Here is a 12729-nt window from a genome sequence, read left to right as displayed (position 1 = left end):
CAATCTCATAACCACATTCCATATTGTATATGGCTCGATAATCTCTCCGGGTGCACTTTCTCTCTTCTGACGATTCCGGGCAAGACTATGCTCTATAAGCTGTGGATACTTATTGCTTGTTGAGGGCTGGTCTGGTTGCTCTTAGAGTGAATTTTCACAATTTCGATGTCTGTATGGGTCAGGCCACGTGGCTGACTTATCGCTATAAGAAAAACGAGACGAGGAAAGTTAAGTATGAATACGCATACACCATTACATCTGGCGAAGTTTTATCAGGGTTGGGATGGCTATCAGCAGCATCTGGTGAAGGCGCTTGCTCCGCTGTCGGCGGAACAGTTGAGTTCGCAGATTGCGCCACATTTGCGCTCGGCCTATACGATTGCCGCGCATATCATCGGAGCACGGGCACGCTGGTCGTATTATGTGTTGAAGATTGGTGGCGACGCGATGTTTGAGATCGGGGCCTGGGATAGGTCCGGCCAGCCGGTCAGGTCTGCGGCCGAGTTGGTACAGGGGCTGGAGCGGACATGGGATGTACTGCAACAGGCTCTGGCAGAGTGGACGCCTGAGGATCTGGATGAGATGCTGGAGGATGTGGATGATGATGGGACGGTCGAGCGCATGTCGCGTCAGTGGGTGATCTGGCATTTGATCGAGCATGATATCCATCACGGCGGCGAGCTCTCTTTTGTGCTGGGCGCCAATAAGATTCCGGCCATCGATCTCTAAGTTCCCAATACTGCACAGACGCGGGGTATCCCTAAAAAGGGATACCCTTTTTTTGTAGCTGCACAATTTCTGTTGAAATGCGCCACAACATTGGTTAATATGTGGAGGGTTTCCTCGACTGCAAGCGGTTAAAGATTTCCTCGTAGAAGGCCGTAGGATTGGATGTATGGGAACAACATTTTTTCGCACAAGCGATCTGGCGCGCGAGCTGGGAGTCCACGTGAACACCATTCGGATTTATGAAGCCTCCGGGTTCCTGACCCCCATTCCGCGCGGGACCAATGGCTATCGCCAGTATAGTGAGCTACATCTCGAACAAGCACGGCTCACATGGCTGGCACTTCGCTGGCCATATGCAGGTGATAAACATCAGCTCATTATGCTAGTGAAAAATGCAGCGAATGGCGATCTGGGCATGGCAATGGAGTTCGCGTATCAGTATCTTGCTCAGGTACGTGTCGAACGCACCTATGCCGAATCCGCGCTTGAGTTTCTTGAGCGTTGGGCAGCGGGACGTACAATGGACGCCTCACCACATCCTATGCATATTCGCCAGGCAGCCCTACACCTTAATGTTTCTGTTCATATGCTGCGCAATTGGGAGCGTAACGGACTGCTCACAATCCCACGTGACCCGACCAACGGCTACCGTCTCTATGGAGGCACCGAGTTTGGACGGCTGCGGGTTATTCGCATGCTTGTCAAGAGTGGCTTCAGCCTCATGGCGGTTCTACGTATGTTGAACCAGTTTGATAGCGGCAACACGGAGAGCCTGCGTGAATCACTGACTGTTCCACCGGAAGAAAATGTCGATAAAGTTATTGTTGCGGCTGCTGATCATTGGCTTGCAAGCCTGCTAGAACTGGAGCAACGCGCCCAGGAAATGATTGGGCAAATTGGACGCATGATCGAGCGATTTTCCACAGGATAGGAGACTTCTCCTCCTCTCAAACTCTCCACTTACACACCACCCTTTTAAAATACAATTACTAATGAACAGCACAACGTTTTCTCGTCGATTTGAAAGGAGAGCAACTATCCATGAAATTGAACCATCTCAATCTGAGCGTCACCGATGTCCCGGCAGCAGCAGATTTTCTCGAACAGTATTTCGGGTTGCGCAAACAACCAGGAGACAAGAAAAGCTTTTGCGCGCTCTTTGACGACGACGGCCTGGTTCTCACCTTGATGAAGGCCAAAAACGTCGCCTATCCTGCTACATTTCACATCGGCTTTGGTCAGGAGAGCGAGCAACGCGTGAACGAGCTGTATCAACGTTTGAAAGATGACGGCTTTGAGATGCATCCACCACAACGCAGCCATGCCTGGACATTTTATGTGCAAGCGCCTGGCGGATTTACTGTCGAGATTGCCGCATAGTTGGCGAACCAGCATGCACATTTCCTCTCAGAAAGAGCATGAATACAGTATCCTCTGCTCTTTCTGAGACTTTCATCATTTTAAGGGTAAAGAAACGTAAGTCTCCTGAGCGCGATCTTGCAGATCTTGAAGACAAACTCATCAAGGCAGGTTTGCCAACATAGCAAAAGAGCAATTTAGAAGAAGTTTGCTAACTCTATCTGAGCTATACTTGTCCTGGTACTAATGTTCCAGGCTACAAATTCAATAATATAAAGGAGAAAACAACAATGATTACCAAAGTTGGCGCTGTTTGTGTCGCGGTATCAAATCAGGATGAGGCACTCGACTTTTATGTCAATAAGCTCGGCTTTGAGAAACGCAGCGATGTGCCGATGGGTGATGATGGACGCTGGATAGAGGTGGCGCCAGCCGGTGCGGCTACGACGATCGTGCTGGAAAAGAATCAGAACAATCCGGGACAACGCATGGGCACGTTTATCGGCTTTATTGTGCATACCAGAGATATCCAGGCAACCTGCTCCGAACTCAAGGACCGTGGTGTGCGCTTCACAGCCGAACCCAAACAGGAGTTCTGGGGCTACTGGGCTCAATTCGTGGATCAGGATAATAACGAGTATGGACTCTTTGAAAACAAAGAAAGTTAAGTCATAGAGACGATTAAGGAGGCAAGCTATGCAGAAAATTGTTACCAGTCTGTGGTTTGATGGCAATGCGGAAGAGGCCGTCAATTTTTATACATCGGTCTTCAAAAACTCAAAAATCACTGACATATCACGCTACACTGAGGCCGGCCCCGGCCAACCCGGAACGGCCCTGGCGATTATGTTCCAGCTCAACGGTATCGAATACATGGCCATCAATGGTGGTCCAGAATATACGTTCACACCCGCCATTTCGCTGATGGTCAACTGCGAGACGCAGCAGGAAATTGATAGTCTCTGGGAACAACTCACTGCCGGCGGTCGCGAAGATCAATGCGGCTGGCTGACCGATAAATATGGCCTCTCATGGCAGATCGTCCCCGCCAATATGGGCCAGCTCATGCAGTCTAAGGATCCCGAAAAAGCCAGGCGCGCCACAGAGGCCATGTTCAAGATGAAAAAGCTCGACATTAAAACCCTTCAGGAAGCCTGACCGCCACAAAAAATCAAACTACCTGAAGATGCTTCTTGCTTTTCCTGGCCCCCCTTTCCGCTGAAGGATACTTCATTGAAAAGGGGGGCTACCAGTCTCTTTATGCTACGTGCGATGCAGTTTTGAAGTAGGAGCGACGACCATAAAGGACAAATGCCGCCAGGAGGCCGAGTATTAATGGAAGTAATGATGCCGCACCATAACCCCATACGAGCGAACAGATGGTTGCGCCAGCCATGAGAATCGTCAGGCCGGTAGCGGCCAGCGGCGTCAGGATGGGCAGGATGCGTAGCAGCATCGGCAAGAGCAGGCCTAATGCACCTAGTACTTCAGCTGTTCCGATCAGCCGAATGATGATACCTGGCAGCGGCGTCTGCGCAGTCAATACTTCAATTGGTGAGAACAGTTTTGTACCACCAAAGAACAGGAAAGCCAGAAACAGCAAGACCTGAACCACCCACAATAACACATTCATGGCCGGCCTTTTTCGTCCCGTCGTATCGGCATTTTCATTCATCTGCTGCTCGTTCAATATTTTGCTCATATTGTGATTATCTCCATTCGCATATATCGTTAAATGCACATCACCTTATAAAAACAATATAACACGCCAGAAAGAAAAAAACTTCTTCCATCTTGCTCTTTCAGCACAGATTGGTAGTCTTGTCCACATCGCTTTGAATATACATTTTCGTGTGGAGAACAGACCGACGGTAACAGCAGTAGCGGCAGCCTTGGAGGCTGCGCACCTCCCCAATCGAGCGGAGCCGCCCACACCATGAGCTCACCTCCCTCCTCGTCTCGCCCCGCTCTATCCTCCGGCCACCTCCCCACATGCAGATGCATCCACCTTATAAGACTTTATTGCTTTTTCAACTTGGCCTTAATAGGATTATTCAGAATATAAGCCGTTTGATTAGCAAAATCGATCTCGTTACGCACAATATGGTCGTAGAAACGACGCTTCCAGAGAGCGGTTGGTAGTTTAATTTTGTTCACGTAAACGTAATATTGCCAGACATTGTAGACAATGGATTTATAAGCACCAATGACATCGCTCACACTGCATACATCTTCGACATTGCCATCAATCAACAGCATGCAATGGAGATGATCGGGCATCACCATAAATGTCATAGGCGCGACACCGGGAAAGCGTTCAGCAAGTTTTGCCCATTCTGTTTCAAGGATAAAGCGTAGATGGGGATGACAGAAGATCCGGGTACCAATTTTGGCCTTGATAGTGATAGCGTAAGCTCCTCCTGAACGATAATCGTATCCTTTGAGGCGCATGGGGTTGTGATATTTATGCGACATTAATTTGGCCCATCCTTTCTAGAGTATTTACTATAAATAAGATGCCTTTCATAGGCGTAATAGCGGAAAGTATGGGGGGAGGATTTGAAGGTGCGTTTGCGTGGGGGTAGGTGGCCGGAGGTGGTCGTAGAGCGAGGCGTGAGGAGAGGTGGATTCATGGTGCTAGCTTCGCTCGTGGGGGGAGGTGCGCAGCCTCCAGGGCTGCCGCTACGACTATGTGTTCGCCAACATGGTTGAAAATGAGACGGTTTCGTGTTCGCCGGCGGTGGTTGAAATTGAGACGGTTTTGATACGTTTAAATTTGAGACGGTTCTGAAACGAGTTCTGGCTTTATTGGATGAAAATTGGCCTCAAGGGGCTTTTTGGGCTTGACCTGATGGGCTTTGCGGAGTATAGTTTGTAGAGATCAGTGCGTGACCATTTATATCAATTTGGTCATTTGTTTATGAGAAGGAGAAAGTATTTTGGTAGAACGGGGTCAGGAGACGATGGTGGCGGCGCCTGAAAGTTCGCGGCGCGAGGAGCGGGCGAAACGTATTCTGGATGTTGCGACCACTCTGATCTTGCGCTGGGGCTACGCTAAGACGACCCTTAACGATATCGCCAGCGAGGCCGGGGTGGGAAAGGGGACGCTCTATCTGCATTGGAAGTCGCGTGAAGAGCTTTTTGAGGCGCTTATCACCCGTGAGAAGATAGAGATGGCTGAGGAGATCAGGGTGCAGATGGAACAGGACCCGCAAGGGGCGACGCTGCATGGTATCCTCAAATATTCAGCGTTGGCCTTGCTGAAACGTCCGTTATTGAAGGCGCTCCTCTTACGCGATACTGATATGCTTGGCAAGCTGGCCCATGATGAGAAGGGGACAGCGGCCTACATGGAGCAAATATCGGGCTTCGTGACCTATCTGCAATTGTTACGTGAACAGGGATTAGTACGGACAGATTTGAGCCTGCAGTTGCAGGTTTATACCTTTTCCGCCATTTTTACTGGCTTTTTCCTGGTGGCCCGCTTCCTGCCAGCGGAATTTTTACTTTCCGATGAGCTACTGGCCGAGATGATGGCTGAGACGGCCCGCCGTACGTTGGAACCAGGTGGTCCTTCATCATCCAACGCCTTCCAGGCAGCCTCTCAGGCGTTCTCAGACTTCATGGATCGCGCGGTAGCCAATGCGCAAGAACAGTCCGACCACACGCAGGAATTCACGGCCCACCTATCTACCAAACGGGGGCCTGGCAGAGTCCGAGGCAGGAAGGGCGGCCGACCAAAGAAGCTACAGACAGATGAGCGGATTACACTGGCACAGCGCCTCTACACCGATACCGATAAGTCTATTGAAGAGATTTGCGCGACCCTCGGCATCTCGCGTGCCAGCTTATATCGCTATATGAAAGAGAGACCAGAAAGAGAGTCATAGTTATGCAAGATGCTGCGATTGAAGTTGTTGATCTGACAAAAGCGTTTGGTCGGGTGCAAGCGTTGAATGGACTGAATTTGAGCGTGCGCACGGGTGAGGTGCATGGCTTTCTAGGACCTAATGGGGCTGGGAAAACTACGACGATTCGTATTCTGCTAGGACTGCTGCGGGCGGATACTGGTTCTGCCCGGCTCCTTGGTGGTGATCCCTGGCAGGATGCAGTGCCACTGCATCGCCGGCTGGCGTATGTGCCCGGCGATGTGACGCTCTGGCCTAATCTTACTGGCGGCGAGGTCATCGATCTGCTTGGACGCTTACGCGGTGGACTGGACGCGCGGCGCCGCACTGAACTACTGACACGCTTCGAGCTCGATCCTCGTAAGAAGGCGCGCACTTACTCCAAGGGTAATCGGCAAAAAGTCGCTCTGATAGCGGCGCTGGCCTCCGATGTCGAGCTACTCGTGCTGGACGAGCCAACGTCGGGCCTTGATCCTTTAATGGAGGCGGTCTTCCGCGAGTGCATTGAAGAACTGCGCCAGCAAGGACGCACTGTCCTGCTCTCCAGCCATATCCTCTCCGAGGTCGAGGCCCTCTGTGATCGCGTCAGCATTATTCGCAGTGGTCGCCTGGTGGAGAGCGGCAGCCTGACCGAGCTGCGCCATCTGACCCGTACTTCGATCTCGGCCAATGTCGCTAAGACGCCGGACCAGCTGGCGACCCTCGCGGGCGTGCATGGTCTACAGGTGCAGGGGAATCGCGTGCGCTTTGAGGTCGATACCAGCGAGCTAAATACTGTACTCAGCTATCTTAGCTCGCTGGACCTGCAAAGTCTGGTCAGCCAGCCACCAACCCTGGAAGAGCTATTCATGCGCCATTACCAGATGGAACAACCAGGCGGAAATTCCAATGAGAAACAGGCGGAGGTGGCACGATGAACGAATTTATAGGAACAGGCAGCTTGCTGCGCTTTATGCTGCGCCGAGATCGCATTGTGCTCCCGATCTGGATCCTCTTGATCGCGCTCCTTGGCATCAGCTTCGCCTCCAGCTATATGCAACTCTATCCCACTGAAGCTGCACGCCAGGCCTTTGCCGGTCAAGTTGACGCCTCTCCTGCTGAGGTCGTTATGCTCGGTCGGGTACTTATTCCCTCTGTAGGCGGACTTACGGCGTGGCGCTTCTCCATGGCTAGTGCGATTATCATTGGGATCGCCAGTATGCTCACGCTGATTCGCCATACGCGTAGCGAAGAAGAGAGCGGGCGACGCGAACTGCTTGGCGCGGCAATCATCGGTCGTCAGGCACCCTTGACCGCCGCGCTCCTACTGACATGCGGAGCCGATTTCGCCACCGGAATGATCCTTGCCATCGGACTGCTTGGCCTTGGCCTGCCCGCCGCTGGATCTATCGCGCTTGGACTATCATTAGCACTGGTGGGATGTTTCTTTGCAGCCATGGCGGGCGTGGTCGCACAGCTATGCCAGCGAGCAGGCATGGCGAGAAGCCTGGTAGGGATCGCCATCGGCCTGTTCTATGTCCTGCGCATGCTCGCCAATGCAGGCGAAGCCAACGGCTGGTCCTGGCTCTACTGGAGCACCCCGCTCGGTTGGATGCGTCAGATCCATCCCTTTACCAGCGAGAACTGGTGGGTACTGCTCCTCTTTCTCGGCTCGGTCGCTCTCCTGCTTGGCACGGCCTATGCTATCGCGGCCCGCAGGGATCTCGGCGCCGGACTTTTCTCAGCACGCCTCGGACCAGCCAGCGCGGCCCCGGGCCTGAATGGTCCGCTGGCTCTGGCCTGGCGTCAGCACCGTGTCGGCCTGTTTGCCTGGACCAGCGCCTTCGCGCTCCTGGGAGCTGTATTTGGCTATATCGTCCAAAACGCCGAGAGCCAGCTCCCTCCTGGACTTATCAGCAGCAAAGCCCAGGTAGGAGATAGCTTTTTCACGCTCGCCCTGACGATCTTTGTCGAGGTTGTCGCCGTATATACCGTCCAAGCCACCCTCCAACTGCGCTCCGAGGAAACAAATGGACTCGCCGAACCCATACTGGCAACGGCGGTCCAACGGCTCAGGTGGGCGGGTTCTCATCTACTGATCGTACTCCTTGGCTCAACGCTGATCCTGGCCACATTCGGTTTCACAGCGGGACTCACCCACGGCATCAGTACAGGGAATGTAGGCCATGAACTCCCACGTATCCTGGCCGCCTCACTGGCCTACGTTCCAGCCGTCTGGGTCCTGCTCGGTATCACCATTGCCTTCTTCGGCCTGCTCCCACGCTTCGCGGTCATCGCCAGCTGGACCGTGCTGGTAATCTGTGTCGCACTCGATCTCAGTGGTGAGTTACTCAGAGCCAACCAGCAAATACAATATATATCACCCTTCACCAACGTCCCCAAACTGCTGATCGGCCAGGGGTCGCCTGGCGCCATCGTCTGGCTGCTCGTCATTGCCCTGCTATTGATCATAGCAGGACTCGCCAGCTTCCGCCTCCGCGACCTCCAATGAGCAGCTGATAGTGGGTGGTGAGTTTATAGGATCTCTCTCACCATCCACTATCATCTTGATTTCTCCGAGAGCAGTTGCGAGATTTTGGTTGGTGTATCTCCTTCATCCACGGGGGTATAGACATTGACATTGAGATCGGGCGCGTCAAAGACCTGAAAGGTGAGATGCTCAAAATGGAGATAGCCAGCCTGTGGATGATTAAACGTTTTGTGGCCTTCTAACGGACCAAGCACCTCATGATCGGACCACCAGGCCCGGAATTCAGGGCTACATAGCATCAGATCATGGATCAGCTCTGTCAAACGCGGATCACCAGGATACCGACCACAGCTGGCACGGAACTGCGCGACCATCCGGCGCGCATGCTCTTCCCAATCAACCAGGAAGTGTCGATGTCCTGGCGTGGTGAACATGCGCCAGATGGAATTGCGTTCGCGACTGGTCAGCTGGTTATAATCGCCAAAGAGGATGCTAGCCGCTGCGTTCCAGGCCACAACATCCCAATGTCGTCCTAAGACAAAGGCTGGACTCAAACCCTGATGATCCAGGAAGTTCTGTAATGTTGGACTCACAATCTCCAGCTCCCATGCTCTCTCGGGAGGCGGCTGCTGATGAGCTAAGAAGAAGAGATGTTCTCGCTCACTAACATTCAAGCGCAAGGCCTGGACGATGCTTTCTAAGACCTGGGTCGAAGCGGTAATCGAGCGCCCCTGCTCCAACCAGGTATACCAGTCCACACTGACGCCTGCTAGCTGAGCCACTTCTACTCGTCTGAGTCCGGGCGCTCGTCGCCTGCCTCCTCGTGGCAATCCCACGTCTTCAGGAGCAAGCCGAGCCCTCCTGGTGCGAAGAAAATCTCCGAGCTCTTGCAAGCGCGGATTCTCCTGCTCACGTATCGTCATTGCTGCTCCTCCTTTTGTTCCCCTGGATCGCGAGACTATAGGAGTCTGACTCCTATGATAAACGCTCATCTTGTTCTAGTATCTCTTGCAGTATACACTTTCGATATGTCAAGAACAACTTGCAAAGACAAATTTTAACCCTAAAGCTATAAAATCTAATGGAGGAATTTCCCATGAGAGTTTTTGTCACCGGTGCGACCGGCTATATTGGATCTGTGCTTGTCCGTGAACTCCTTGATGCAGGACATCAGGTTGTTGGTCTCTCGCGCTCGGATACGGGCGCAGCCGCGTTGAAAGCGGCTGGTGCCGAGGTGCAGCATGGTACGCTGGACGACCTGAAGAGCCTGCGCAGTGGTGCCGCTGCGGCGGACGGCGTTATCCATCTTGCCTATGTCCACGATTTTTCAGACATGGCGGCCGCGGCCGCGATCGACCGGCGCGCCATCGAGACCATCGGTGCGGTGCTCGAAGGGAGCGGCAAGCCGTTCGTGGGCACCTCGGGAACATTGATGCTCACACCGGGTCGCGTGGGAACAGAGGAGGAAGAAGGCGCGGCTGGATTACCCCGGGCCGTTGCGGAAAATACAGTCATAGCGATGGCCGGGCGCGACGTGCGCTCAGCGGTCGTGCGACTCGCGCCGACTGTACATGGCGAAGGCGACATACACGGCTTCATCCCGAGTCTGATCGGCCTCGCCCGCGCGAAGGGCGTGTCGGCCTACATCGCCGATGGCGCGAACCGCTGGCCTGCCGTGCATCGTCTCGACGCAGCACAGTTGTTCCGGCTAGCCCTGGAAGACGCCCCGGCCGGCACCCGACTACATGGAGCCGCCGAGGAAGGTGTGCCATTCCGCGCTATCGCCGAGGCCATCGGCCGTCAGCTAAAGCTACCGGTCGTCAGCATTGACCCCAAAGACGCAGCAGACCACTTCGGCTGGCTCTCAATGATGGTGCCAATCGACAACCCAATCTCGAACGCGTTAACCCGTGAACGCATGGGATGGCAGCCAACCAGGCCTGCGCTGATCGAGGACATCGAACACGGTCACTACTTCAACCTCAAGAAATAATATCACCGTAGATAGGCTCATGGTGCGGACAGCATTGCTCATCCGTGCCATGAGCCTGAATCCTTTCCAGAATAATCTCGATGTCTTCCCAGCTTGAGAGAGGAACAATGTTGAGATCTGTCGACGGTAACTCACGTTCATATGCGCGCATGGCTATAAGCAATAGCCTCTCTTGTAATAAAACATATTCGTGTTTCTGAAGCTGCTTGATTTCTTCAAGTATGCGTACATAACTATCATCAATAAGGATTATATTATCATTTTTAGCGATCTTCAATATTTCTAATACTTTTCCTTGTATCCGGTTACAGAATACAACCTGTTCATAATTTATAAGTTTTTGGTATTTCAACCAGCTGAAAGTGGCTTCTTCTATCTCTTTTTGTATTTCAGGTGTTTCTGAATAGCGGGAGGTATAGTAAATAATCTCTCCAATTGAGGCCAGTTTCGCAACACCTATGGCTGCATCGTCGAGCGGCAACGATGCCAGCAGACATCGTTCTCGAAACTCAATCCAGGCCAACTCATCATCTAGATATGGATGCTCGGATCGCGCAGCCTGAACCTCTGGCAGCACATAAAACGCGTCTTTGCTTTCCAGATTATTCAGGATGTCTGGGTCGATGTTCAGATTAAATTGGCGATTGCACTCATCTAAAAAAACGGGCAAATTACTCCAGCATAGCGTTCCATCAATATCAACAGCTATCTTCATATTTTACCTCTCAAACTTCTTTTATATCCAGTATATTAATGCCCCCTAATTATTTAAATCGTGGAGATCATACATTTTTGCAACAACATGCATACCATCTTGGACATACTCAGGGACCTTAATGTAGAGCGGTTTGCCGTCTCCTCGCTCTATGTGAAGGTTCCTGAGCATGAGCATGTCGGATCCGAAACGTTTGCTACGTGAGATGTATTGGGCCTTGCACCTATTCCAGTTCGCTTTACACGACGAAGCGTGTAAAGAACGTTACGTACGTGGTCAGGTTGCAGGTGCAAGACCTGCCGTTACGGTTCTTCTCAGGCTGTGCGTAGGGTGGCGAGGATGGCACAGACGAGCAGGCCGATGGCGATGGCGGTCAGGATTCCTCGGACGCCGAGGGGGATGAGTAGGAGGCCGCCAAGGGCGGTGCCGAGCGGTTCGCTGCCATAGGTGAGGAAGCGGAAGGCGCTGTTGACACGGCCTTGCAAGTGATCGGGGGTCAGACTGAGCCGATAGGATACGACGATGACTCCGTAGAGCGGCCAGACCAGGCTGGTGAGGGCACTACCGAGAATAACCATGATGGGTGATGTGGAGAGGGCCAGCAGGAGAGCAGACAGACTCCAGAGCAGAATACAGCCAATTATGGTCAGGCCACGGCTCACACGTGTCTGGAGCCAGGGAGCACAGATCCCGCCGAGAATACCACCGATCCCACTGATCCCGAGCATCAGGCCGAGCATGCGTACATCCAGATGCAGGATGTTCTGGGCCAGGATGATCACGACCAGCGTGAGCGGGGCCTGCAAGAAGTTCACGGCCATGGTGAGGATGGCCATGCTGCGCAAGAGCGGTTGATTCCAGAGAAAACGCAGTCCTTCTATGATCTCTTTATGCAGGGCACGCCTCTTAGTTAGCGGGCGCTCGGTCTGGAAGGATGTGCGGATACACAGCAGCGAGATCAACGAAACCAGATAGGATAGGCTATCGGCCAGATAGGCATAGCTAGCTCCCAGGACCACCACGGGAGTCAGGCCGATAATGAAGCCACCCAGGCTCGGTCCCAGCAGGGTACCAAGGGATTCGCTGACGGTGTCCAGCGCATAGGCCTGGGCCAGACGAGGCTCGGCCACCACCTGAGGTAGCGCGGAGATCTGGGCCAGACTGGCAAAGACATAGCCACTCCCCTCGACAAAGGCGACAAGATACAGTTGGAGCAACGTCAGGTGTCCCAGTGCATAGGCCAGCGGGACCGAGCCCAGGGCCAGCCAGCGCGTCAATTCACAGCAGATCATGACCGTTTTGCGGTTCCAGCGATCGAGCAGGGCGCCCGCCGGCAGGCTGAACAACAGATAGGGCAGGAGACGCATGGCAGTCAGGAAACCCGCCTGGGCCGGCGAATGTGTCAGGGCCAGCACCAGCAGCGGTAGAGCCAGGGCCGACACGTTCGATCCCAGCATAGAAATACTCTGGCCGTTCCAGAGCAACAGGAAATCCCGATTACGCCACAGTGGTCGCTCGGAGGGCTGCAATTCTGGTTGCATAATAGTAGAAACTC

Annotated in this window: 14 protein-coding genes; 9 read left to right on the top strand and 5 right to left on the bottom strand. The window is 53.2% G+C overall.

Going from position 1 to position 12729, the window contains the following annotated elements; genetic code table 11:
* Positions 1-234: 234 nt before the first annotated feature.
* The 5 genes from EL633_RS20815 (at position 235) to EL633_RS20795 (ending at position 3246) form a co-directional block, all read left to right on the top strand.
* A complete protein-coding gene (locus EL633_RS20815; protein WP_126629038.1) occupies positions 235-729 on the top strand; it encodes a DinB family protein in 495 nt (164 codons plus the stop codon).
* Between the two features lie 166 nt (positions 730-895).
* On the top strand, positions 896-1660 hold the full coding sequence (locus EL633_RS20810; protein WP_126629037.1) for a MerR family transcriptional regulator: 765 nt from the start codon (positions 896-898) through the stop codon (positions 1658-1660).
* Positions 1661-1770: 110 nt separating this feature from the next.
* A complete protein-coding gene (locus EL633_RS20805) occupies positions 1771-2109 on the top strand; it encodes a VOC family protein (protein WP_126629036.1) in 339 nt (112 codons plus the stop codon).
* A gap of 269 nt (positions 2110-2378) precedes the next feature.
* Positions 2379-2756 carry a VOC family protein gene (locus tag EL633_RS20800; protein WP_126629035.1) on the top strand — a complete coding sequence of 126 codons (378 nt, stop codon included), beginning with the start codon at positions 2379-2381 and terminating at the stop codon, positions 2754-2756.
* 28 nt (positions 2757-2784) lie between these two features.
* The gene (locus EL633_RS20795) at positions 2785-3246 is read left to right on the top strand and encodes a VOC family protein (protein WP_126629034.1); all 462 of its coding nucleotides are present in this window, start codon (positions 2785-2787) and stop codon (positions 3244-3246) included.
* Positions 3247-3346: 100 nt separating this feature from the next.
* Here the strand turns inward: EL633_RS20795 and EL633_RS20790 are convergent, their stop codons facing one another.
* Both EL633_RS20790 and EL633_RS20785 read right to left on the bottom strand, forming a co-directional pair.
* Entirely contained in the window at positions 3347-3790 is a 444-nt protein-coding gene (locus tag EL633_RS20790) for a DoxX family protein (protein ID WP_126629033.1), read from the bottom strand.
* A 317-nt stretch (positions 3791-4107) separates the two neighbouring features.
* Positions 4108-4563 carry a transposase gene (locus EL633_RS20785; RefSeq protein ID WP_126629032.1) on the bottom strand — a complete coding sequence of 152 codons (456 nt, stop codon included), beginning with the start codon at positions 4561-4563 and terminating at the stop codon, positions 4108-4110.
* Positions 4564-5027: 464 nt separating this feature from the next.
* Here EL633_RS20785 and EL633_RS20780 point away from each other — a divergent pair, with 464 nt between their 5' ends.
* The 3 genes from EL633_RS20780 to EL633_RS20770 are packed head-to-tail and all read left to right on the top strand — an operon-like array spanning position 5028 to position 8487.
* Positions 5028-5978 carry a TetR/AcrR family transcriptional regulator gene (locus tag EL633_RS20780; protein ID WP_126629031.1) on the top strand — a complete coding sequence of 317 codons (951 nt, stop codon included), beginning with the start codon at positions 5028-5030 and terminating at the stop codon, positions 5976-5978.
* Positions 5979-5980: 2 nt separating this feature from the next.
* On the top strand, positions 5981-6913 hold the full coding sequence (locus EL633_RS20775) for an ABC transporter ATP-binding protein (RefSeq protein ID WP_126629030.1): 933 nt from the start codon (positions 5981-5983) through the stop codon (positions 6911-6913).
* The gene (locus tag EL633_RS20770; protein WP_126629029.1) at positions 6910-8487 is read left to right on the top strand and encodes an ABC transporter permease; all 1578 of its coding nucleotides are present in this window, start codon (positions 6910-6912) and stop codon (positions 8485-8487) included. The genes EL633_RS20775 and EL633_RS20770 overlap by 4 nt, the downstream gene beginning before the upstream one ends.
* Before the next feature lie 50 nt (positions 8488-8537).
* On the opposite strand, the gene EL633_RS20765 is transcribed toward EL633_RS20770, so the two are convergent.
* The gene (locus EL633_RS20765) at positions 8538-9389 is read right to left on the bottom strand and encodes a helix-turn-helix transcriptional regulator (protein WP_126629028.1); all 852 of its coding nucleotides are present in this window, start codon (positions 9387-9389) and stop codon (positions 8538-8540) included.
* A 173-nt stretch (positions 9390-9562) separates the two neighbouring features.
* Here EL633_RS20765 and EL633_RS20760 point away from each other — a divergent pair, with 173 nt between their 5' ends.
* Complete coding sequence (locus EL633_RS20760; RefSeq protein ID WP_126629027.1) at positions 9563-10459, top strand: SDR family oxidoreductase; 897 nt, start codon at positions 9563-9565, stop codon at positions 10457-10459.
* Here the strand turns inward: EL633_RS20760 and EL633_RS20755 are convergent.
* On the bottom strand, positions 10449-11174 hold the full coding sequence (locus tag EL633_RS20755) for a hypothetical protein (RefSeq protein WP_126629026.1): 726 nt from the start codon (positions 11172-11174) through the stop codon (positions 10449-10451). The two genes, EL633_RS20760 and EL633_RS20755, sit on opposite strands and share 11 nt — an antisense overlap.
* A gap of 314 nt (positions 11175-11488) precedes the next feature.
* Positions 11489-12715, bottom strand: a complete 1227-nt coding sequence (locus EL633_RS20750; protein ID WP_126629025.1) for an MFS transporter — start codon at positions 12713-12715, stop codon at positions 11489-11491.
* Positions 12716-12729: the final 14 nt, after the last annotated feature.

The organism is Dictyobacter alpinus (genome assembly GCF_003967575.1).
Lineage (GTDB): Bacteria > Chloroflexota > Ktedonobacteria > Ktedonobacterales > Ktedonobacteraceae > Dictyobacter > Dictyobacter alpinus.
The sequence above is the reverse complement of the archived record's forward strand: the minus strand, read 5'-3'. Positions and strand labels throughout refer to the sequence as shown.